The 23,157-nt window shown below is 61.3% G+C and carries 20 protein-coding genes; 7 read left to right on the forward strand and 13 right to left on the reverse strand.

The features are described from left to right. Positions 1–116 precede the first annotated feature (116 nt). The 6 genes from BB029_RS07090 to BB029_RS07115 are packed head-to-tail and all read left to right on the forward strand — an operon-like array spanning position 117 to position 7,471. Positions 117–821, forward strand: a complete 705-nt coding sequence (locus tag BB029_RS07090) for an MtnX-like HAD-IB family phosphatase (protein ID WP_027604610.1) — start codon at positions 117–119, stop codon at positions 819–821. Then, a complete protein-coding gene (locus tag BB029_RS07095) occupies positions 814–2,208 on the forward strand; it encodes an aspartate aminotransferase family protein (RefSeq protein WP_065938687.1) in 1,395 nt (464 codons plus the stop codon). The genes BB029_RS07090 and BB029_RS07095 overlap by 8 nt, the downstream gene beginning before the upstream one ends. Further along, on the forward strand, positions 2,205–3,194 hold the full coding sequence (locus tag BB029_RS07100; RefSeq protein WP_083236346.1) for a carboxylesterase: 990 nt from the start codon (positions 2,205–2,207) through the stop codon (positions 3,192–3,194). The genes BB029_RS07095 and BB029_RS07100 overlap by 4 nt, the downstream gene beginning before the upstream one ends. After that, entirely contained in the window at positions 3,191–4,315 is a 1,125-nt protein-coding gene (locus BB029_RS07105) for a GNAT family N-acetyltransferase (RefSeq protein ID WP_065938688.1), read from the forward strand. The genes BB029_RS07100 and BB029_RS07105 overlap by 4 nt, the downstream gene beginning before the upstream one ends. Next, entirely contained in the window at positions 4,315–6,084 is a 1,770-nt protein-coding gene (locus tag BB029_RS07110; protein WP_065938689.1) for a HAMP domain-containing sensor histidine kinase, read from the forward strand. Before BB029_RS07105 ends, BB029_RS07110 begins: the two co-directional genes overlap by 1 nt. Next, complete coding sequence (locus tag BB029_RS07115) at positions 6,074–7,471, forward strand: sigma-54 dependent transcriptional regulator (RefSeq protein WP_065938690.1); 1,398 nt, start codon at positions 6,074–6,076, stop codon at positions 7,469–7,471. Before BB029_RS07110 ends, BB029_RS07115 begins: the two co-directional genes overlap by 11 nt. Positions 7,472–7,595: 124 nt before the next feature. Here BB029_RS07115 and BB029_RS07120 read toward each other — a convergent pair whose 3' ends face one another. The 11 genes from BB029_RS07120 to BB029_RS07170 form a co-directional block, all read right to left on the reverse strand. Then, entirely contained in the window at positions 7,596–7,934 is a 339-nt protein-coding gene (locus BB029_RS07120) for a GlpM family protein (RefSeq protein WP_065938691.1), read from the reverse strand. Then, positions 7,934–9,271: a sigma-54 dependent transcriptional regulator gene (locus BB029_RS07125; RefSeq protein WP_065926532.1), complete on the reverse strand. Its 1,338-nt coding sequence runs from the start codon at positions 9,269–9,271 to the stop codon at positions 7,934–7,936. Before BB029_RS07125 ends, BB029_RS07120 begins: the two co-directional genes overlap by 1 nt. Further along, a complete protein-coding gene (locus BB029_RS07130; RefSeq protein WP_065938692.1) occupies positions 9,268–11,169 on the reverse strand; it encodes a sensor histidine kinase in 1,902 nt (633 codons plus the stop codon). Before BB029_RS07130 ends, BB029_RS07125 begins: the two co-directional genes overlap by 4 nt. Before the next feature lie 66 nt (positions 11,170–11,235). Beyond that, the gene (locus BB029_RS07135) at positions 11,236–11,970 is read right to left on the reverse strand and encodes an amino acid ABC transporter ATP-binding protein (protein ID WP_027604602.1); all 735 of its coding nucleotides are present in this window, start codon (positions 11,968–11,970) and stop codon (positions 11,236–11,238) included. Beyond that, positions 11,967–12,638 carry an amino acid ABC transporter permease gene (locus BB029_RS07140; protein WP_027604601.1) on the reverse strand — a complete coding sequence of 224 codons (672 nt, stop codon included), beginning with the start codon at positions 12,636–12,638 and terminating at the stop codon, positions 11,967–11,969. The genes BB029_RS07135 and BB029_RS07140 overlap by 4 nt, the downstream gene beginning before the upstream one ends. After that, positions 12,638–13,384 (reverse strand): amino acid ABC transporter permease, encoded by a 747-nt coding sequence (locus BB029_RS07145; RefSeq protein WP_024073702.1) that lies wholly within the window; start codon positions 13,382–13,384, stop codon positions 12,638–12,640. The genes BB029_RS07140 and BB029_RS07145 overlap by 1 nt, the downstream gene beginning before the upstream one ends. Before the next feature lie 194 nt (positions 13,385–13,578). Next, positions 13,579–14,505: a glutamate/aspartate ABC transporter substrate-binding protein gene (locus BB029_RS07150; RefSeq protein ID WP_027604600.1), complete on the reverse strand. Its 927-nt coding sequence runs from the start codon at positions 14,503–14,505 to the stop codon at positions 13,579–13,581. 312 nt (positions 14,506–14,817) lie between these two features. After that, the gene (glpD, locus tag BB029_RS07155; RefSeq protein WP_065938693.1) at positions 14,818–16,356 is read right to left on the reverse strand and encodes a glycerol-3-phosphate dehydrogenase; all 1,539 of its coding nucleotides are present in this window, start codon (positions 16,354–16,356) and stop codon (positions 14,818–14,820) included. 235 nt (positions 16,357–16,591) lie between these two features. Further along, the gene (locus BB029_RS07160) at positions 16,592–17,347 is read right to left on the reverse strand and encodes a DeoR/GlpR family transcriptional regulator (protein WP_027604598.1); all 756 of its coding nucleotides are present in this window, start codon (positions 17,345–17,347) and stop codon (positions 16,592–16,594) included. 95 nt (positions 17,348–17,442) lie between these two features. After that, complete coding sequence (glpK, locus tag BB029_RS07165; RefSeq protein ID WP_027604597.1) at positions 17,443–18,948, reverse strand: glycerol kinase GlpK; 1,506 nt, start codon at positions 18,946–18,948, stop codon at positions 17,443–17,445. A 76-nt stretch (positions 18,949–19,024) separates the two neighbouring features. Further along, the gene (locus BB029_RS07170; RefSeq protein ID WP_027604596.1) at positions 19,025–19,879 is read right to left on the reverse strand and encodes an MIP/aquaporin family protein; all 855 of its coding nucleotides are present in this window, start codon (positions 19,877–19,879) and stop codon (positions 19,025–19,027) included. 326 nt (positions 19,880–20,205) lie between these two features. Here BB029_RS07170 and ybaK point away from each other — a divergent pair, with 326 nt between their 5' ends. Next, on the forward strand, positions 20,206–20,676 hold the full coding sequence (gene ybaK / locus BB029_RS07175) for a Cys-tRNA(Pro) deacylase (protein ID WP_027604595.1): 471 nt from the start codon (positions 20,206–20,208) through the stop codon (positions 20,674–20,676). Between the two features lie 63 nt (positions 20,677–20,739). Here ybaK and BB029_RS07180 read toward each other — a convergent pair whose 3' ends face one another. Together BB029_RS07180 and argF are read right to left on the reverse strand one after the other, a co-directional pair. Beyond that, a complete protein-coding gene (locus BB029_RS07180; RefSeq protein ID WP_065938694.1) occupies positions 20,740–21,849 on the reverse strand; it encodes an ABC transporter ATP-binding protein in 1,110 nt (369 codons plus the stop codon). Further along, the gene (gene argF, locus BB029_RS07185) at positions 21,846–22,766 is read right to left on the reverse strand and encodes an ornithine carbamoyltransferase (RefSeq protein ID WP_065938695.1); all 921 of its coding nucleotides are present in this window, start codon (positions 22,764–22,766) and stop codon (positions 21,846–21,848) included. Before argF ends, BB029_RS07180 begins: the two co-directional genes overlap by 4 nt. Positions 22,767–23,157 lie beyond the last annotated feature (391 nt).

The raw sequence follows: 23,157 nt of genomic DNA on the forward strand, positions 1-23,157 counted from the left end.
ATATCTCCACCGCTAACGCCAGAACCCCCAGCCCGGCTGGGCTTCAGCCAGTTGGCACACTCCCTGCTCTACCCCTTGGGCAAGCGCACACAGCGCGCTCCTCAAGGTAAACGCAGATGATCCACTGGCATATCGTGTGTGACTTCGACGGGACCATTACCCCCACCGATGTCATCGACAACGTCCTCCAACGCTTCGCCGGCCCCGAGTGGGAAACCATCGAACAGGAATGGCTGGATGGGCATATCGGTTCCCGCGAATGCCTGAGCCGTCAACTGGCGCTGATCAAGGCCACCCCAAGTGAACTGCTGGCGTATTTCGACAGTGTCGAGATCGACCCGGATTTCCCCGACTTCGTCGATCACGTGCTCGGCCTGGGCGCTTCCCTCGAAGTGGTCAGCGACGGCATCGAACAGGGTATTGCGCGGATCCTGTCGCGCAACTACGTGACCTTGCTGCCGATCCTCGCCAACCGCCTGCGCCAGGTCGACCAGAACAGCTGGCGCATCGACTTCCCGTATGCCAGCGATGCGTGCCGTGCGGCGTCCGGCAACTGCAAGTGCAAATCCACCCCGCGCAACAAGCGCGTGCTGGTGATCGGCGACGGCAAGTCGGACATGTGCGTGGCCTCCACCGCCGACTTCGTATTTGCCAAAGGCAGCCTCGCCCAGTACTGCGCAGCCAACAACATCCCTCACGCGCGCTTCGACACCTTCGCCGAAGTGCCTGCGTTGCTGGCCCGCCTGCCTCAGGGCATCGCCGCCAACGCCACCACCTTCAACACCTCTTCTGACAATCAGGAACTCTTCCATCATGTCTGATATCCGCATCGCTACCGCCGAAGACCAGATCCTTCTGGATAAAGAAGCCAAGTATTGCTCCTACGGCGACACCGTTCACTACATCGAGCCACCGCGTATTTTCAGCCGGTGCGAAGGCTCCTACGTGTGGGACACCGAAGACCAGGCCTACCTCGACCTGCAAATGTGGTACTCGGCCGTCAACTTCGGCTACGCCAACCCGCGCCTGAACAATGCGCTGAAACAGCAGATCGACACCCTGCCGCAAATCGCCAGCCAGTACCTGCACAAAGGCAAGATCGAGCTGTCGGAAATGATCGCGGTGGACGCCAAGAAAAAATTCGGCCTCGACGGTCGCGTGCACTTCAACGTCGGCGGCTCGCAGTCGATCGAAGACTCCCTGAAAGTGGTGCGTAACGCCACCAACGGCAAAAGCCTGATGTTCGCCTTCGAAGGCGGCTACCACGGCCGGACCCTCGGCGCCTCGTCGATCACCTCCAGCTACCGCTACCGTCGCCGCTACGGCCACTTCGGCGAGCGTGCGCAGTTCATCCCGTTCCCGTACCACTTCCGCGGGCCTAAAGGCATGACCAAGGAAGAGTACGGCAGCCACTGCGTGCAGCAATTCGCGCGCCTGTTCGAGACCGAATACAACGGTGTGTGGGACCCGAAAGTGGGCCAGAGTGAGTACGCCGCGTTCTACGTCGAGCCGATCCAGGGCACCGGCGGCTACGTGATCCCGCCGATGAACTTCTATCGCGAACTCAAGCAGGTACTGGACCAGCACGGCATCCTGATGGTGTCCGACGAAATCCAGATGGGCTTCTACCGCACCGGCAAACTCTGGTCCATCGAGCACTTCGACGTCCAGCCGGACGTGATCGTGTTCGGCAAGGCGCTGACCAACGGCCTCAACCCATTGGGCGGCATCTGGGCCCGTGAAGAGTTGATCAACCCGAAGATCTTCCCGCCAGGTTCGACCCACTCCACGTTCGCCTCCAACCCATTGGGCACGGCGGTGGGCCTGGAAATGTTCAAGATGACCAACGAAGTCGACTACGGCGCGATGGTCATGGCCAAGGGCAAATTCTTCCTCGAAGGCCTGCAGGACCTGCAGAAACGTTTCCCGATCATCGGCGACGTCGACGGCCTGGGCCTGGCCCTGCGCTGCGAAATCTGCGGCCCGGACGGCTTCACGCCGGACAAGGCGACCCTGGACTACATGGTCGAAGAAGGCATGAAAGGCGACATGGTCGTCGATGGCCGCAAACTCGGCCTGATCCTCGACGTGGGCGGCTACTACAAAAACGTGATCACCCTGGCACCGTCCCTGGAAATCAGCTACCCGGAAATCGAACTGGGCCTGAAGCTGCTCGAGCAACTGCTGGTACGGGCGACCCAACGGTGAGCGCCGCCGGGATCGACCTCGGTGAAGGCAGCGCCGGTTTCGTTCTCGGTGAAGGTCCGGTCGGGATCCTGTTGATCCACGGCCTGACCGGCACCCCGACGGAATTGCGCCAGGTCGCCAAGGGACTGGCCAAGGCGGGTAACTGCACGGTGTACGTGCCCACCCTGGCCGGGCACTGCGGTGACAACAGCGACCTGCAGGCCACCGGCTGGCTGGACTGGTACGAGGGCGTGCGCAAGACCTTCGTGCAGGTCAGGCAACGCCACGAGCAGGTGTTTGTCGGTGGCTTGTCCATGGGCGCGGTGATGTCGATGTACGTGGCTGCCGAGCACCCTGGGCAAGTTGCCGGGCTGTTGATGTATTCCACCACCCTCAAGTACGACGGCTGGAGCATCAACAAGCTGGCATTCCTCACGCCGTTGCTGATGAAGATTCCGTTCGGCGTGCACATCTGCCGCTTCGAAGAGAAGCCGCCCTACGGCATCAAGAACGAACGCCTGCGGGCAATCGTCGAGCGGCAGATGAAGGAAGGGCAGAGCAGCGAAGCCGGTTTGCTGACCATGGAAGGCATCACGGTGCGCGAATTGCACCGCATGAACGCCGTGGTCAGGAAACGCATGCCCAAGGTCAAGGTGCCGGCCCTGGTGCTGCACTCCCTCGAGGACGACATCACCAGCCGCTGGAATGCCGATTACGTGGAGCGTCACCTGGGCGGCCCGGTGACCAAGATCCTGCTGGACAACTGCTACCACATGATCACCGTCGACCTGCAATACCGCCGGGTGATCGAGTTGAGTGCCGACTTTGTCGAACGGCACACCGCGTTTGTGGACGCCGGCTTACTGGGTGGCGAGCGTGCTTGTTGTGTTGAGCTGGCTTGCTGTTGTGGTGAGCGTGCTTGTTGTGGTGAGCGGGGCAAGCCCGCTCACCACAATGAGCCGCTCACCACAGCAAGCTCGCCAGCCATAACAAGGGAAACGATGTGATCACCACCCAAGCCTTCCCGACCATCCGGGCCCTCCAGCGTAGCGCCTGGAACGACTGTTTTCCCGGTGCCCTGGAAGACTGGGATTATTACGTCGCCGTGGAAAATGCCGCCATCGATGATTTCCAATGGCGCTACCTGGCGGTTTATGACAATGGAACGCTGGTGGCCGTGGCTGCCGCGTTCATCACCCATTATCGCCTCGACACCACGGTGTCGGGCGCCGGCAAGCGTTTGGCCGAACGTGTGGAGCGGCTGTGGCCGGGTGTTTTGCAATTGGGCCTGTATGCCATTGGCTCCCCGGTGGCCGAGCGTTGCGACGCCGGGGTGGCCAGTGGCGTGCCCGAGTCGCGTCGCCCGTTGTTGCTCAAACACTTGCTGGAGGCCGCGCGCCGGGATGCCGATGATTTCGGTATCGGCCTGCTGGCGGTCAAGGATGCACCCAGCCAGGACCCCCATTGGCTCGACAGTTGCCGGGTGGCGGGTTTTCAAAGCATGCCGGGATTGCCCACCGGGGTGTTGCCGCTGCCATACGGCTCGGTGGACGCCTACCTCGGCTCGCTGGGCAAATCCACCCGCAAGGACTTGCGCCGCAAGCTGCGTGCACCTGGACCGCGGGTGGAGTGGCGCGGCAATATCAATGACGTGCTGCCCGAGATCATGCGCCTGTATGAAGCCACGCTGACGCGCGCCGAGTTGCAGTTCGAACGCCTGCCTGCCGGCTATTTCACCGGCGTGCTGGAACGTCTTGGCGATCGCGCCGTCTGTGTTCTTTACTGGGTCGACGAGCAGTTGGTGGCGTTCAACCTGCTGCTGCTGGACGAGCACCGGCTGGTGGACAAGTTTTTCGCCCATGACGTTGCGTTCACCCGTGACTACAACCTGTACTTCCGCAGCTGGCTGACCAACGTCGACTACTGTATTCAACACAATATTGCGGTGTATGAGTGCGGCCAGGCCGGCTATGCCAGTAAGCTGCGCCTGGGCTGCGAGTTCCAGGGCAACAGTGTGTTTTTCCGCCACCGCAACCGGCTGGTCAACGGCCTGCTCACGCTTGTAAAACTGTTTATTCGACCGGATCGTTCCGACCCTGCCATGGCTGCTGCGATAAGCGAAACCTGATGATCACCAAGACCCGCCAGAAAGCCCGCCCCTTTGCCATTTCGCGCTGGAGCGTCCAGCGCAAGCTGGTGCTGGCGTTCTGGCTGGTCAGCGTGATTCCCACCATGATCGCGGCGGAGCTGGCGGCGACCACGCTGTCGCAGATTTTCGACAGCAACGTGCGTATCTGGCTGCAGGAATCGACCAAGATCGTCAAGGACGAGATCGGCGACATCCTTCACGACAACGCGCGCATGGCCAAGCTGTTCCTGCGCTACACCAGCCCGCCCTCGAGCCGGCAGGCGGCCAAGCATGACCGGCTGACCGCGGACATCGCCGATGCCACCGACATCGACGTGGTGGCGCTGATCCGCACCAGCGATCAAAAGGTGGTGTTCAGCACCGCCTCCGATGACATCGTGAAACAGATCAGCCTGACCAGCAATGCGGTGCTGCAGACCGTACAAGTGGCGGGGGTGAGCACCGGGATTGTGGTCTCGACCTTCGAAACCAGCCAGGACGGGGTCGACTACCGCCTGTTGGTGGCGACCTACCTGGACAGCAGCTTTCTCACCAGCGTGGCCGATGTGCATTCCCTCGACCTGCGCCTGTACCTGGCCAACCCCGAGGGGTTCTCGGAGATATTTTCGACCCAGCGCTTCGTGGACCATCCTGCGCGCATTCCGAAAAGTGTCGAGACCGCGATGCGCAGTACCAAGCAGCCCAGCGAGCAGTTCACCAACAGCTACAGCGGGTTGTACTGGCCGATCTTCAATGACGCTGGTGACCTCCAAGGCGTGATTTTCAGCGGCCTGCTGCGCCATACCAGCCTGGTGGGGCTGGTGAACCAGAGCAATCTGTTCGTGCTGATTTTCCTGCTCAGCTCGGCGCTGTCCCTTGCGGCGGGGGTGCTGGTGTCACGGCGCCTGACCAAGCCGTTGCGGGACTTGTCCGAAGGCGTGGGCGCGGTGATCTCAGGCAACTACACGCACCGCGTGCTGGTCAGTGGCGGCGATGAACTGGCGCAATTGAGCAGCACCTTCAACCATATGACCGAGCGCCTGGGCGAGCTGCACCACCTCGAAGCCCAACTGCGCCGGCGCGATCGCCTGCATGCCCTGGGTGAAGTCGCCATGGGCCTGGCCCATGAGATCCGTAACCCGTTGGGTATCATCAAGACGGCCACCCAGTTGTTGCACCGCCGCGCAGACTTGCCGGACGCCGACAAGCGTCACCTGGAATATGTGATCAGCGAAGTCAGCCGCATCAATGACTTGATCACCGAGTTCCTCGACTTTGCCAAACCCAACCCACCGTTGCGCGTGCTGCAGCCGGCCCGTCCGCTGGTGGAGGAGATCCTGGGCTTCTGCGCGCCGGAACTGGCCAGCCATAACATCGACGCGCAGATCGACGACCAGGCGCCGGGGGCGACGATCTACGCCGACGCCAAGCAACTCAAGCAGGCCTGCCTCAACCTGATTCTCAACGCCATCGATGCCATGCCTGAAGGCGGGCGCCTGACCCTGGGCATCCGCAGCGTGGGCGACAACACCGTCATCGCCATCGCCGACACCGGCCAGGGCATCGCACCGGAGATGATCGAGCGTATCTTTACGCCATTCGTCACCACCAAGGCCTCGGGCACGGGCCTGGGCCTGGCCAAAGTCTATTCGATCATGGAAAGTCACGACGGCAGCATCGAATGCGCCAGCGAAAACGATGCCGGCGCCACCTTCAGCCTGTACATTCCAGCGACAGGCGAAGACGACGAGGACAGTCATGACGCATAACATTCTGGTAGTCGACGACGAACCCAAACTCTGCGACCTGCTGGCGTCGGCCCTGGGCCAGAACAACGTGCAGGTGTTCATTGCGGGCAACGGCCTGCATGCGCTCAAGGTGCTGGAACAGGAAGACATCGACCTGGTGATCAGTGACTGGCGCATGCCGGGCATGGACGGGCCGGCCTTGCTGGCCGAGATCAAGGTGCGTTACCCCCACGTGCCGGTCATCGTGATGACCGCCTACAGCACGGTAAAAAACGCCGTGCAGTCGATGCGCAACGGTGCCTACGACTACATTGCCAAACCGTTCGATATCGACGAGCTGGACATCACCGTGGCCAAGGCCCTGCAGTTTCGCGACATCATGCGCGACAACGCGCGCCTGCGCGCCGAGCTGGATGAGCAGGCGCAGTTCGACAGCCTGGTGGGCGACAGCCCGGCGTTTCGCAAAGTGCTGCAGGCGGTGGATTCGGTGCGCGACAGCAGTACCACCATCCTGCTGACCGGCGAAAGCGGCACCGGCAAGGAAATGGTCGCCCGCGCCATCCACAAGCACGGCAGCCGTGCCGACAAGCCGTTTGTGGCGGTCAACTGCGCGGCGATCCCCGAAGGGTTGCTGGAAAGCGAAATGTTCGGCCATCGCAAGGGCGCGTTTACCGGCGCCGTGTCTGACCGGGTCGGGCGCTTTCAGCAGGCCGACAAGGGCACGCTGTTTCTCGATGAAGTGGGCGATATGCCCCTGGCATTGCAGGCCAAGATCCTGCGCGCCTTGCAGGAGCGGGTGATCGAGCCGGTGGGCGACCCCCGCGAGCGCAGGGTGGATGTGCGGGTGATCGCCGCCACCAACAAGAACCTGCTGGAGGCGGTGGCCAACAAGGAGTTTCGCGAAGACCTGTATTACCGCCTCAATGTGTTCCCGATCCCGCTGCCGGCCCTGCGTGAACGCGTGGAAGACATCGCGCCCCTGGCCCGTCACTTTGCCCGGACCCTCAGCGCCACTGCCGGCAAGCGTATTACCGGCTTCAGCCCTGAAGCGTTGCAGGCCATGGCCGCGTATCACTGGCCGGGCAATATTCGTGAGCTGCAAAACTGTGTGGAGCGCGCGACCATCGTGGCAGCCACGCCCGTGATCGAAGACGTTGATTTGCCAGGTTATCTGTTTGCTTCCAAACCCAGCGAAGGCGGCGTGACCGCGATCCTCAGCGACGGGCCGGGGATTCCCCAGGACCTGGATGCGGCGCTGGCGGAGGTGGAGAAGGCGTATATCCTGGCCGCCTTGCAGGAGAGCAACGGCGTGCAGGCTGCGGCGGCGGCGAAGATCGGGATTTCCGAGAGAAGCTTCTGGTATCGGTTGAAGAAGCTGGGCATCCAGGTCGACAAAATAGTCCGCTGACACGCCTCGATTAAAAGTGTGGGAGGGGGCTTGCCCCCGATAGCAGTGGATCAGTTAAAGATGAGCGGACTCACACACCGCTATCGGGGGCAAGCCCCCTCCCACATTGTTTGACCGAGTCGGGTCAGGTATGGATGCGTACCCAGATACTCACCAGGATCGTCGCGGCCATCAGCCACGCTACCGCCGCGACGGCTAAAGAGGCCTCCAGCCGCATGCGGTCCACCATCACATACAACGTCCCCAAATACACAAAGTAGGGAATGATCGACCACATCCCGAACAGGATGGTGGTCTTCAAATCGTCCAGCGAGCGGCCCTTGCCGACGATGTAATGGGCGATCAACGCAAAGGTCGGAAACAGCGGCACCAGCCCGGCGATGTAGTAGTTCCTGGTCTTGGCCAGCGCCGCCAGGATCAGCACCACCGCCGCGCCCAGGGCGGCTTTCAAAAAAAGATCCATCAGTGGCTCAACCCGTATTTCTTGACCTTGTCGAACAACGTGGTCTTGGCCATGCCCAGTTCCTGGCTGGCCTGGGTCAGGTTGCCGCCGCTGCGTTGCAGGGCATCGCTGAGCAGGTTGCGTTCAAAGGCTTCCACCGCTTCGGTGAACGCCAGGCCTTGGCTGCCGCTGCTGGCACCGCTTTTCTTGAAGGCGGGCAGGCCGAGGGCGAAGCGTTCGGCGACGTTGCGCAGTTCGCGTACGTTACCGGGCCAGTCGTGGCTCATCAGGCTGGAGAGGGTCTGGTTGTCCAGTTCCGGCGCGGTGCGGTCAAAACGCAGGGATGACTGCTGCAGGAAGTGTTCGAACAGCTGCAGGATGTCTTCGCGGCGCTCGCGCAGGGGCGGCAGTTCCAGGGTCACCACGTTGAGGCGGTAGTACAGGTCGCTGCGGAACTGGCTGGCGCGACTCAGTTCGTCGAGGTCGGACTTGGTGGCGGCGATCACCCGGCAATCCACGGCCACGCTCTGGTTCGAGCCCAGGCGTTCCAGGGTGCGCTCCTGCAGCACTCGCAGCAATTTGATCTGCAGGTTGATCGGCATGCTTTCCACTTCATCGAGGAACAGCGTGCCTTCATGGGCGTGTTCGATCTTGCCGATACGCCGCTTGCCGGCGCCGGTAAAGGCATTGGCTTCGTGGCCGAAAATCTCGCTTTCGAACAGGTTCTCCGGCAGGCCGCCGCAGTTGAGGGCGACGAACTGGTGGGCGTGCCGGCGGCTGAAATCATGCAGGCAACGCGCGACCAGCTCCTTGCCGGTACCGGTCTCGCCTTCGATCAGCACGTTAGCCGAGGTGTCCGCGACGTTGGCGATCAGCTCGCGCAGGTTCTGCATGGCCGGCGAGCGACCGATGATGCGGCCTTCCAACGAATCCCGCTCAGCCAACTGGCGGCGCAGCGACCAGACTTCCCGCGCCAGCCCGCGTTGTTCCAGGGCGCGGCGTGCGACGTCGACCAGGCGCTCGGGGGAGAAGGGTTTCTCCATGAAGTCGTAGGCGCCATTGCGCATGGCGCCGACGGCCATGGAGATGTCGCCATGCCCGGTGATCAGCACCACCGGCAGGCTTTTATCCAGGGCCTTGAGACGGGTGAGCAGTTCCAGGCCGTCGATGCCCGGCAGGCGAATGTCGCTGATCACAATGCCGGCGAAGTTCTCGCCGATGCGTTTCAACGCTTCTTCGGCACTGCCCACGCCCACGCTGGGGATATCTTCCAGCGCCAGGGCCTGTTGGCAGCCGAGCAGCACATGGGGGTCGTCTTCAACGATCAGCACGGTGAGGTCTTGAGGATCAATATTCATGTCGACTCAGCTTGTTGAGCGCCCACCAGCGGCAGGCTCAGGACAAAGGCAGTGCCACCGCCGGCCGGGTGCTCCACGGCCAGGGTGCCGCCGGTGGCCGCCGCGAGGCTGGCGGAGAGGGTCAGGCCCAGGCCCAGGCCTTGCTCGCCGGGTTTGGTGGTGAAGAAGGGTTCGAACAGATGCTTGCGCGCCTCGGCGTCGATGCCGTGGCCGTTGTCGCGCACCAGCAGGCGGTATTTGCCCTCGGCGACGCCGCCTTCCAGCCACAACTCGGGAGCCGGTTGTGCCTGCATGGCGTCGAGGGCGTTGCCGATCAGGTTGACCAGGATCTGTTCCAGGCGGGTCTGGTCGATCTGCAATTGGGCCGGGGCAAAGTTGCAGTGCAGGCTCAGCGGCAGGCTGTCCAGGCGTGGGCCGAGGACCTGGAACGCGGCGTCCACGGCCTTGGCCAGGCTGGCTTCGCCCTGGTCATCACCGCGTCGGGCAAAGGAGCGCAGGCTGGCGGTGATACGGCCCATGCGGTCGATCAGCTCGTTGATGGTCTTGAGGTTGGCGCTGGCGGTGTCCAGCGCGCCGCGTTCGAGGAAGCGCACGGTGTTGCCGGACAAGGTGCGCAGCGCGGCCAACGGCTGGTTCAGTTCATGGGCGATGCTGGTGGACATCTGGCCGATGGCCGCCAGCTTGCCGGCCTGTACCAGTTCATCCTGGGCGCGGCGCAGGGTTTCCTCGGCCTGGCGCCGTTCGCGGATCTGGCCCTTGAGCCGCTCGTTGCTGGCGCGCAGGTCGGCGGTGCGTTCGGCGATCCGCCGTTCCAGCTGGCTGTTGGCTTCCTGCAAGGCTTCCCGCGCAGCGAGGCGGGTGGCGATAACTTTGCGCCGCTCGTTCCAGGCAATCAGCAAAAACGCGACGAGGCCAAACGCGACTGCCACCAGGATGCCCTGGTTGATCGCCGCGCGGCGCAGGTCGTTGAGCGGGGTGAGCAGGGTGAAATTCCACGGTGTGTCGTTGAGTGGACGGGTTTGCGCCAGGTAGCTGACTTCGTGCTCGTCGTTGACCACTTCAGTGTTGGCCGGGAAGGTCAGCTTCTCGCTGCGTTCATTCAAGCGCTCACGGGCCAGGGGTTCCAGTTCGTTGAGCGTGGCCCAGTAATATTGCAGGCTGTGGGCCAGGCGATCCTTGGTCTCGTCGCTCAGCGGTCGCACCGCCTTGAGGCGTCGAGCCGGGTCGCTGGAGAGAATGATGATGCCGTTCTCGTCGCTCACAAAGGCTTCGAGGCGCGCGCGTTGCCAGCGCTCTTCCAGGGCTTCGAGGCGCACTTTAACCACCGCTACGCCGATGATCTTGCCGTGTTCTTCCAGGCCATGGGCCAGGTAGTAGCCGGGTTCGCCGTTGGTGCTGCCGATGCCGTAGAAACGCCCGGGCTGGCCGCGCACGGCATTCTGGAAATAGGCGCGAAAGGACAGGTCTTCACCCTGGTAACTGTCGGCATCGCGCCAGTTACTGGTGGCCAGCACGCGGCCGGTGGTGTCCATCACGTAGATGGCCCGACTGCGACTGCGTCGGTTCAGGCCTTCGAGGTAGTCGTTGACCGTTTTGCGGGTTTCCTGGTTCGGCTCGGCCAGCAGCTTGGAGACGCTCGACTCCAGCTCCAGCAGGCTGGGCAGGTAGGTGTATTTGCTGATTTCACTTTCGACGGTGCGGGCATGCAGCTCCAGCTGGCGTTCGCCGTTGTCGCTGAGGGTGCGGATGCCGTAGTACTCACTGATCCAGAAGCCGATATAACCCAGGCCGATCATCAGGGCGATGATCAACGGCGGCAGGAACAGTTGGCGAATCAGACGAGGTTTCACGGCAAGTGATGGCGGTGCGGCGCGATAGAGGTTGGGGTCGCATTTCATCACAGATGCCTTGGGTCAACCAGTTGTGGCGAAGGGGGGCGCCCCTTCACCACAGCTGGGTGGTACTTAGTGCTGCAGGATTTTCTCAAGGAAGTGCTGCGCGCGCTCGGAGCGGGCGCTGATGTCGCCGAAGAACTCTTCCTTCGGGCAGTCTTCGATGATCTTGCCGGCGTCCATGAAGATCACGCGGTCGGCCACTTTGCGGGCAAAGCCCATTTCGTGGGTGACGCACATCATGGTCATGCCTTCCTGGGCCAGTTGCACCATCACGTCCAGTACTTCGTTGACCATTTCCGGGTCGAGGGCCGAGGTCGGTTCGTCGAACAGCATGACGATCGGGTCCATGGCCAGGGCGCGGGCGATCGCCACACGTTGCTGCTGGCCACCGGAAAGCTGGCCCGGGTGCTTGTGGGCGTGCGCCGACAGGCCGACGCGCTCAAGCAGTTGCAGGCCTTTCTTGGTGGCTTCTTCCTTGCTGCGGCCGAGCACCTTGATCTGTGCGATGGTCAGGTTTTCGGTGATGGTCAGGTGCGGGAACAGCTCGAAGTGCTGGAACACCATGCCCACGCGCGAACGCAGTTTCGGCAGGTTGGTCTTCGGGTCGGCGATGGAGGTGCCGTCGACGATTATGTCGCCTTTCTGGAACGGTTCCAGCGCGTTGACGCACTTGATCAGGGTGGACTTGCCCGAGCCCGATGGCCCGCACACCACGATCACTTCGCCTTTTTTAACCTCGGTGCTGCAATCGGTCAGCACCTGGAAGTCGCCATACCACTTGTTGATGTTCTTGATCGAGATCATACGGCAAACCTTTTTTGCAGACGCTTGACCAGCAGCGAGGCGGAAAAGCTGATGATGAAGTAGACGACACCGGCGAAGATCAGGAACTCATTGGAGCGCCCGATGATGTCGCCGTTGGAACGGGCGGAGTTGAGGAAGTCCACCAGGCCCACGGTGTAGACCAGCGAGGTGTCCTGGAACAGGATGATCGACTGTTGCAGCAGCAACGGGGTCATCTTGCGGAACGCCTGGGGCAGGATGATCAGGCGCATGGTCTGGCCATAGGTCATGCCCATTGCCTGTGCCGCCGCCATCTGGCCCTTGGGGATCGACTGCACGCCGGCCCGCACGATCTCGCAGAAGTACGCCGCCTCGAACATCATGAATGCCACGACGCAGGAGGTGAACGCGCCGATCGGGGTGTCTTCGCCGGTGATCCAGCGCAGCACGAACGGCACCGCCAGGTAGAACCAGGTGATCACCAGCAGCAGCGGGATCGAGCGGAAGTAGTTCACATAGGCGCCGGCCACCCGGGACAGCAGTTTGCTGGACGAAAGGCGCATCAGTGCGAGGATCGTACCCAGCGCGATACCGCCGATCACGCCCATGACCATCAGCTTCAAGGTCATGACCATGCCGTTCCACAGGCCCGGGATGGCGGGGATGATGCCGCTGAAATCGAGTTCCATTATTTACCCCCCACGGAGATCAGGCCGGGCACGGCGACTTTCTTCTCGACCACGCGCATCAGCAGCATCAGGCTCATGTTCAGGGTGAAGTAGATCAGGGTGGCCAGGGTGAAGGCTTCAAACAGGTTGGCCGAGAACTCGGCGGTCTGTTTGGTTTGCGCCAGCAGTTCCATCAGGCCGATCAAGGACGCCACGGAGGAGTTCTTGAAGACGTTGAGGAATTCCGAGGTAAGCGGCGGAATGATGATCCGGTAGGCCTGGGGCAGCAGCACGTTCCAGTAGATCTGCGGCAACTTGAAGCCCATGGCACGTGCAGCGGCCTCTTGGCCCCGTGGCAGCGCCTGGATACCGGTACGCACTTGCTCGCACACACGGGCAGCGGTGAACAGGCCCAGGCACACGACAACGCTCAGGTAGGCCGAGGTGGTCGGGTTGAGGTCCTGCTTGTACCAGTCCTGCAGGTTCTGCGGCAGCAGGTCGGGTATCAGGAAGTACCAGATGAACAGCTGCACCAGCAGCGGCACGTTACGAAACAGCTCCACGTAGCAGGTCGCGATGCCTGATACGAGGCGGTTTGGCACGGTGCGCATGACCCCCAGAATGGAGCCCAGCAGCAAGGCGATAATCCATGCCACGACAGCGATGGCGATGGTCCAGCCCAGGCCGGCGATGTACCAGTCGAGATAAGTCTCGCTGCCCACGCCGGTGGACTTGAAGAACACGCCCCAGTCCCAGTTGTAATTCATTAGGGTCTCCCCTCGAGATCGATCGATGTACAAGCACCCGCTTGGGGAAAGTCCATTCCCGCCCGGCGATGAACGCCAGGCACACGCGATCGGCTCGAAAACCGCCCGGTCGAGTGTTCCAAAGTATAGCCAGCAGGTAGTAACAGACGCCTGAGGGAGGGTAGGCTCCCTCAGACGATAAGGTTAGTCAGGAATCAGATTTTTACTTCAGGCGCCGGCTTGTCGGTCGGGTTCTTGATCAGTTCCTTAACCTTGTCGCTCATTGGGAAGTTAAGGTTCAGGTTTTTTGGTGGGATCGGGCTTTCGAACCACTTGGCGTAGATCTTGTTGATTTCGCCGGACTTGTACAGGCCAACAATGGCGTCATCCACCGCTTTCTTGAAGGCAGGGTCTTCTTTGCGAACCATGCACGCGTAGGCTTCGAAGGACTGTGGAGTACCGGTGATGACCCAGTCATCCGGCTTCTTGGCCTTGGCTTCTTCACCGGCCAGCAGGGCGTCGTCCATCATGAAGGCTACGGCACGGCCGCTTTCCAGCATCTGGAAGGACTCGCCATGGTCTTTGGCGGAGATGACGTTCATGCCCATCTGCTTGTCAGCGTTCATCGCCTTGATGATGCGCTCGGACGTGGTGCCGGCGGTGGTCACGACGTTCTTGCCTTTCAGGTCGGCGAAGTCGGCGTAGCTAGGCTTGCCTTCCTTGTCTTTCTTGACCAGCAGGCGAGTGCCGATTTCGAAGATGTTGGTGGTGAAGGCGACTTGCTGGGCGCGTTCGGCGTTGTTGGTGGTGGAACCGCACTCGATGTCGACGGTGCCGTTCTGAACCAGCGGAATACGGGTCTGCGAGGTGACCAGGTTGTACTTGGCCTGCAGATCGGGTTTGTTCAGGTCTTTTTTCAGGGCTTCGACGATGGCCAGCTGAATGTCGTGGGAGTAGCCCACAGGTTTGCCCGAACCATCCGCAATGTAGGAAAACGGAATGGAGCTGTCGCGGTGCCCGAGGGTGATGGTGCCGGAGTCGTTGATTTTCTTCAGTGTGCCGGTGAGTTCGGCGGCAAAAACTGGAGTGCTGATCAGAGCAGCAGCGATAGCTGCGCCCAGGATATGGGGAACGATGCGCATCAATACTTCCTCGACATTTGTTTTTTTTATGAAGCCGGCTAGACGGCTCTCTTGTACAGCGAATGCCCGTGACGGCTCCTGAAGCGTCCCAGGCAATCGTCTGGGAGTGTAGAGCATGAGTCGTGCCAGACCGAAAATAAAAGCTTAACAAGTTGATTTATATGAGGATTAATTTTGTATGACGACAAATATGTAACCGTTTGATCCGGTAAACCGAATAGGCTTGCCTGTGGCGTTCGGAAAACCGAATGCCTGGCGCTACAAAAAAGCCCCTGGGCCTTACGGCGCAGGGGCTTTTGTGCGATGGGCCTGTCAGGCCGCTTCGATCTTGCTGCGGGTCTGCTCAACCTTGGACAGGTAGCGTTGCACGTTATCCTGTTCCTGTGGGGTGGTGAACAGGCCGAGTTTGGTCCGGCGCCACAGCACGTCCTGGGGCTGGGTTACCCATTCCTCGGCACACAGGTAGTCGACCTCGCGGGTGTACAGGCCGCCCCCCAAATGTTCACCCAGGTCAGCCAGCGACTGCACGCCTTCGAGCAGGCGCCAGGTGCGGCTGCCATAGGTGGTGGACCAGCGGCGCGCGATCTCGTTCGGCAACCAGTCGAATTTGCTGCCAATGGCCTCGGCCAGGGCTTCTGGCGTGGTCATGTCCTCGCCGCCGGGCAGGCTGGCGGTGGCGGTCCAGCTGGGACGCATCTGCGTGAAGTACGGGGCCAGTTGCGCCATCGCCGATTCGGCGAGCTTGCGGTAGGTGGTCAGCTTGCCGCCGAACACCGACAGGATCGGCGCCTCGCCCGTACCACCGGACAGCGACAGGGTGTAGTCACGGGTGATGGCCGACGGGTTGTCCGACTCGTCGTTACACAATGGACGCACACCTGAGTAGGTGTGGACGATGTCGTCGCGGCTCAGCTGTTTCTTGAAGTGCGCGTTGACCACCTTGAGCATGTAGTCGGTTTCACCTTCGGTGATCGCCACTTTCGCCGGGTCGCCGGTGTATTCGCGGTCGGTGGTGCCGATGATGGTCAGGTGGTTCAGGTACGGAATGGTGAAGACGATGCGCTGGTCTTCGTTCTGCAAGATGTGCGCGTGGGCGCCTTCGTACAGTTTCGGCACGATCAGGTGGCTGCCCTGGATCAGGCGGATACCGTAGGGCGAGTCCAGCTTCAGGTCGTCCTTGATGAACTTGGCGACCCACGGGCCGGCGGCGTTCACCAGGGCGCGGGCACGGATCGAGAACAGGCTGCCATCGGCGCGTTCCATGTTCATGTCCCACATGCCATTGCTGCGATGGGCACTGATGCAGCGGGTCTGGGTATGGATATGCGCACCCTTTTCACGGGCGGCCATGGCGTTGAGGACGACCAGGCGGGCGTCGTCGACCCAGCAGTCGGAGTATTCGAAGCCTTTGGTGATTTCGCTTTTCAGCGGGCTGTCAGGGCCGAACTTGAGGCTCTTGGAACCGGCGAGTTTCTCGCGCTTGCCCAGGTGGTCATAGAGGAACAGGCCGGCACGGATCATCCACGCCGGGCGCAGGTGGGGGCGGTGTGGCAGGACGAAGCGCATCTGCTTGACGATGTGCGGGGCCTTGGCCAGCAGCACTTCACGTTCAGCCAGGGCTTCGCGTACCAGGCGGAATTCGTAATGTTCGAGGTAGCGCAGGCCGCCGTGGATCAGCTTGCTGCTGGCGGAGGAGGTGTGGCTGGCCAGGTCGTCCTTTTCGCAAAGGAATACCGACAAACCGCGACCGGCTGCGTCTGCTGCAATGCCGACGCCGTTGATTCCGCCACCGATTACGGCAACGTCATAGACTTCGGCAAGCGGTGGAGCAGGCAAGGTAGAAGGGTTCATCGACTGGCCTCGGGAGCTTTTTCGTATTGGAATTCGAACATTAATGTTCATTTGCGAAAATGGTAGCTGATAAACGTGGGCACAGCCAGTCGACTTCGATTGAAAAAACTCATCGAAGGGCGGGAAAAGGAAAATTTGTGAACATGAAACCGCGGCAGGCTTAAGAAATGGCCTGTCAGACAGATCGCCATCGGGGGCAAGTCGGATCGTCGCCCCGATGGCGTCAGTGCAGGCGCTATACGACTTCCAGGCGAACCTTGTGCTGGTTCAACAACTGCACCAGGGCCGGCACCGGCTCCTGATCCGTCACCAGGCAGTCCACCAGGCTGATCGGTCCCAGGCGAATCATGGCGTTGCGCCCGAATTTGCTCGAGTCCGCCGCCAGGATCACCTGGCGCGCATTGGCGATGATCGCCTGGGAAACCCGCACTTCCTGGTAGTCGAAGTCCAGCAGGCTGCCGTCCTCGTCGATGCCGCTGATACCCACCAGCGCGAAGTCGACCTTGAACTGGTTGATGAAGTCGACACTGGCCTGGCCCACCACGCCGCCGTCACGGCGCACATTACCGCCGGTCAGCAACACATCGAAGTCGTCCTTGGCGCTGAGCATGGTGGCGACGTTGAGGTTGTTGGTGATGATTTTCAGGTGGTTGTGGTTGAGCAGCGCACGGGCAATGGATTCCGTGGTGGTGCCGATATTGATGAACAGCGAGGCGTGATCGGGAATTTGTGCCGCGATGGCTTCGCCGATGCGTTGTTTCTCATCGCGCATCTGGTCGGCGCGCATGGCATACGCGGTGTTCTCGACGCTGGAGTCATAGGCCGCGCCGCCGTGGTAGCGGCGCAGCAGATTGGCGTCCGCCAGCTGGTTGATGTCGCGGCGGATGGTTTGCGGGGTGACAACGAATAGCTGCGCCATTTCCTCGATACTGACGTAGCCGCGTTCGCGGACCAGTTCGAGGATTTGCTGCTGGCGGGGAGGCAGATTCATGGGGCGTCCTTTGGGCTGCCATACAAAAGTGGCCCATGATGACGCAGGAATCTGCTCCCTGCCAGTTTCAACCCGATATAGGGCTGGCGCTTGGCTTATTCGGCGCCTTCGTGGGGCTCCCAGTCACGGGTGCGGCTCACCGCTTTTTGCCAGCCGGCGTAGAGTTTTTCCTTGGCGGCTTCTTCCAGTTGCGGTTCGAATTCGCGCTCGATCACGGCCTTGCCGCGCAGCTCGTCCAGGCTACCCCAGAAGCCGCAGGCCAGACCGGCCAGGTAGGCGGCGCCGAGTGCCGTGGTTTCACGCATTTGCGGACGTTCGACCTGGGTGCCGAGGATATCGGCCTGGAATTGCATCAGGAAGTTGTTGGCCACCGCACCGCCGTCCACACGCAGGGCCTTGAGGCGTTCGCCCGAGTCCTGTTGCATGGCGTCGAGTACGTCGCGGGTCTGGTAGGCAATCGACTCCAGGGCGGCACGAATAATGTGATCCACGCGTACGCCGCGGGTCAGGCCAAACAGTGCGCCACGGGCATACGGGTCCCAGTACGGGGCGCCCAGGCCGGTGAAGGCCGGGACCAGGTACACGCCATTGCTGTCCTTGACCTTGCCGGCGAAGTATTCGGTGTCGGTGGCATCGGCGATGATTTTCAGCTCGTCACGCAGCCATTGCACGGTGGAGCCACCGTTGAACACTGCGCCTTCCAGCGCATAGGCCACTTCGCCACGGGGGCCACAGGCGATGGTGGTGAGCATGCCGTGCTTGGATTTCACTGCTTTATCACCGGTGTTCATCAGCAGGAAGCAGCCGGTGCCGTAGGTGTTCTTGGCCTGGCCGGCCTCCACGCACATCTGGCCGAACAGTGCCGCTTGCTGGTCACCGGCGATACCGCCGATGGCGATGCCGCTTTTGGTGCGGCCGTAGATCTCGGAGGAAGACTTCACTTCCGGCAGCATTTCCCGCGGAACGTCGAGGATCTCCAGCATCTTCGCATCCCACTCCAGGGTGTGGATGTTGAAGAGCATGGTGCGCGAGGCGTTGGTGTAGTCGGTGACGTGGGTTTTGCCGCCGGTAAATTTCCAGATCAGCCAGCTGTCGATGGTGCCGAACAGCAGCTCGCCGTTGCGCGCGCGCTCGCGGCTGCCTTCGACGTTGTCGAGGATCCACTTGAGCTTGGTGCCGGAGAAGTACGGGTCGGTGACCAGGCCGGTGGTGTCGTTAATGTATTGCTCGTGGCCGTCGCGCTTGAGCTGCTGGCAGATCTCGGTGCTGCGGCGGCACTGCCAGACGATGGCGTTGTAGATCGGGCGGCCGGTGATCTTGTCCCAGACCACGGTGGTTTCACGCTGGTTGGTGATGCCGATGGCGGCGACCTGGTCATGGTGCAGGCCGGCTTGTGCCAGGGCCTCGACCATCACTGCGCTCTGGGTGGCGAAGATTTCCATCGGGTCATGTTCGACCCAGCCGGCTTGCGGGTAGTGCTGGGTGAATTCACGTTGGGCGGTGCAGACCACGTTGGCGTCGCGATCGAAGATGATCGCCCGGGAACTGGTGGTGCCCTGATCAAGGGCAATGATGTAGTTCTTATTCTCGATGTCGGTCATGTCAATTGCCTTGGACGAAATAAGGAAGTCAGAAATCAGCCGGGGCCGCGAAGGGCAGGGGACCAGGCTGGCGCTTTCAGGAAATACGAGTCTTGCCGTTGACAGCCGTGTCAGTTGTTTCCGCTATAGCAGGTGCGGCGCTCGGCAAGTGGCGAGCAATCAGCCCGCGATAGGCCGCAGCACCGAGGCATGCGCCGACAATCGGCGCGAAAATCGGGACGAGGAAGTAAGGAATATCGCGGCCGCCAGTAAAGGCCATTTCACCCCAGCCAGCGAAAAAGGTCATCAGCTTGGGCCCGAAATCCCGCGCCGGGTTCATCGCAAAGCCGGTCAGCGGGCCCATGGCACTGCCGATGACCGCAATCAGCAGGCCGATCAACAGTGGCGCCAGCGGGCCGCGCGGCAGGCCGTTGTTGTCATCGGTGAGGGCCATGATCACGCCCATCAGGATCGCGGTAATGACCATTTCCACCAGGAAGGCCTGCGCCGTGCTCAGCAGTGCATGGGGGTAGGTGGAGAACACCGAGGCCAATTCCAGGCTGGCCTGGGTGCCGCGTACCAGATGGTGGGTTTGTTCGTAATCGAAAAAGAGATTGCTATAGAGCGTGTACACCAGCGCCGCCGAGCAGAAGGCACCGGCGATTTGGGCCAGGATGTAGAACGGCAGTTTGCGCTTGTCGAAGTCGGCAAAAATACACAGGGCGATACTGACCGCCGGATTGAGGTGAGCCCCGGAAATACCGGCGCTCAGGTAGATCGCCATGCTGACGCCGATCCCCCAGATGATGCTGATTTCCCACAACCCGAAGCTGGCACCCGCGACCTTGAGCGCAGCAACGCAGCCTGTACCGAAGAAGATCAGAAGCGCAGTCCCCAGGAACTCGGCCATGCATTGGCTCGAAAGTGAAGGCTGTTGAAGAGCAGTTGTCATGGAAAACCTCGATTGTTGTTCTTGTCTGGCGCACTGCCTCAACGGGCGGTTGCGCGATTTTCACCGTGACGAGGATCCCCATCCAAGACACGGCTTACTGCTGGAACGCTGCAGGTGTATTCCTACAGTATTCGGAAACGAAAAAATATAGACAAGAATGACGGCTGTCAAAGGTCGAAAGTGAACTGTCGGTCACTTTCCAACTATTGGTTTGATGAATGATCACGCTCGCCACGTTAAGTATTGTCGACGGGGAGGGCGGACTAGAGCGTTTTATGCGGGCTTGGCCTAGAATTGGCCGTCTGTTTGCCACGCTCGGAGAGGTCATGACGCCCGCATTGGATTTGTTGAAAAAAGTTCGCGCCGAACATCGCATCCACAGTTATGAACACGACCCCAAGGCGGCCTCCTATGGCCTGGAGGCCGCAGAAAAATTGGGCCTCGACCCGGCGCAGGTGTTCAAGACCTTGTTGGCCAGCAGCGAAAAAGGCGAATTATTGGTGGCTGTGGTGCCGGTCGTCGGAAGTCTGGACCTCAAGGCTCTGGCTCATGCGGCGGGTGTGAAAAAAGTCGAAATGGCTGATCCGGCGGCGGCGCAGCGTTCCACCGGTTACCTGCTGGGAGGCATCAGCCCATTGGGGCAGAAGAAGCGTTTGCGCACATTTATCGATGTGACGGCGCAGCCGTTTGCGACAATTTTTGTGAGTGCGGGGAGAAGGGGACTGGAAGTGGAGTTGTCCGCCGCGGTGCTGGCGGAGCATACCCAGGCCAAATTCGCAGAAATTGGCCGGGCGTAATCCCGGTATCCTGGATAACCAATGTGGGAGGAGGCTTGCCCCTCCCACACGTTGATCATTGACTCAGCCAGCCGGGCTGTAGCGCCGTACGCCGGATTCGGCGTGAGGAACCTGCGCCGCGACGCTGCCTGAGGCCTGGAACAGCACCAGATGCTCCGCGGCCACGCGAATGCCCACTTGTGCGCCCACCTGATGGTCGGCATGGCTGGGGAAAATCGACTCCAGCTGCGCGCCGGTCGGCAGTTGCAGGCGGTACAGGGTCGATGCGCCGAGGAAGGTCTTGCCGACGATCCGCGCTTTCAAGGCACTGTCCGGCGCGTAGACGATGTCGTCCGGGCGCAGCAAGACGTCCACCGCCCCCCCCGTAGGCCAGGTGTAGGCGCGGTTTCCGCGCAGGTCGCCCAGTTCGGTGTGGACGGACTCGGGCGAACTCAACTGGCCACGAATGAAATAACCCTGGCCGATAAAGCTGGCGACGTAAGGCGTCAGGGGTTCGTGATAGAGGTTGTAGGGGGTATCCCACTGCTCCAGGCGGCCTTCCTTGAACACCCCGACATGATCACTCACGGCGAATGCCTCTTCCTGGTCATGGGTGACCAGGATCGCACTGGTGCCCCGTGCCTTGAGAATGTCGCGTACCTCGTGGCTGAGCTTGCGCCGCAGTTCGCCGTCGAGGTTGGAGAACGGTTCGTCCAGCAGCAACAGCTGCGGCTCCGGTGCCAGGGCGCGGGCGAGGGCGACGCGTTGTTGCTGGCCGCCCGACAGTTCGTGGGGGAAACGCTTGCCCAGGTTCTTGAGGTTGACCAGTTCCAGCAGTTCGGCGACCACACGGTCTTTTTGCGGGTGCTTGCGAATGCCGAAGGCGATGTTGTCGGCCACGCTGAGGTGGGGAAACAGCGCGTAGTCCTGGAACACCATGCCGATACGACGTTTCTCCGGTGCCAGGGTAAAACCGGCGCTGGAGATCACTTCGCCCGCCAGGCTGATTTCGCCTTCGTGCACCGGCTCAAAACCGGCAATCGCGCGCAAGGTCGTGGTTTTGCCACAGCCCGAAGAGCCCAGCAGGCAGCCGATATCGCCCGTGTTGAGGTGCAGATTGAGGTTCTGCACCACCCGTTGATCCTGGTAGCCGCATGCCAGATTGCGCAAGTTCAGCAGTAATGGCTGGCTCATGCGTGGTGGTACGCCGGTTCGACGAGGAATTCGAGCAGGGCTTTTTGCGCGTGCAGGCGGTTCTCTGCCTGGTCCCAGGCCACGGAGCGTGGGTCATCGAGCAGGTCGAGGCTAATTTCCTCACCACGGTGGGCGGGCAGGCAGTGCATGAACAGCATGTCCGGCGCGGCCATGTCGAGCAGGGCGCGGGTCACCTGGAAGGGCGCGAACAGGGCCAGGCGCTTGGCGGTTTCGTCTTCCTGGCCCATGGAGGTCCAGACGTCGGTGCTGACCAGGTGGGCGCCGATCGCTGCGTCCTTTGGATCGCGCAGGATCTGCACACGGCCATCGGCCTTGGCCAGGAACTCGGCGGCCGGTTCGAAGCCTTCCGGACAGGCGATGCGCAGGTGGAAGTCGAACTGAATCGCCGCTTCTATATAGCTGTTGCACATGTTGTTGCCGTCACCGATCCAGGCCACGGTCTTGCCCTGGATCGAGCCACGGTGCTCAAGGAAGGTCTGCATATCGGCCAGCAACTGGCACGGGTGCAGGTCATCGGACAGGCCGTTGATCACCGGCACGCGCGAGTTGGCGGCGAATTCGGTCAGGGTGCTATGGGCGAAGGTACGGATCATCACCGCATCGAGCATGCGCGACATGACGATCGCGCAGTCGCTGATCGGCTCGCCACGGCCCAGTTGGGTGTCACGCGGCGACAGGAAGATGGCCTGGCCTCCCAGTTGGATCATGCCGGCTTCGAACGACAGGCGAGTGCGGGTCGACGACTTCTCGAAAATCATCCCGAGCACGCGGTTTTTCAAAGGCTCGAACAGTACGCCGCGATTACGCAGGTCTTTAAGCTCAATGCCTCGACGGATCACGCTGACCAGCTCTTCGGGCGTGCAATCCATCAGGGAGAGAAAGTGCCTTGCGCTCATCATTAACTACCTTTTTGCAACAGACCGCAGATACTCAAAGCCTTGTTTATTGTGACAACGGGCGAGACCTGCGGCGAAAGCCGCACGGGGCGACGAAATAGGGGAAGGCGCGATCTTATAATTAAATGTCGCGTCTTACCAATAGGGCTACGGTTTTATGGGTGTTCAAGAAGGGCGCAAGAGCGCATTCGAAGACGGTTTCCAGACAGCAGCAGGTCATTTGTACACTGGCCTCGCAACCATTTGCAATGTGCAGGGGCGGGCCCAGGCCGGGCTGTGTCGGTTTTAGACGGGGGTTACAGGCTCTGTAACATTTGCTCATGTTTGCGCATGGCCTGGCCTGATGGCTATCGATTCACAGGACGAACGATGCTGGCGCCTGTCATGGTCA

Origin of the sequence: Pseudomonas sp. S3E12 (assembly GCF_001702295.1) — a bacterium.
GTDB lineage: Bacteria > Pseudomonadota > Gammaproteobacteria > Pseudomonadales > Pseudomonadaceae > Aquipseudomonas > Aquipseudomonas marginalis.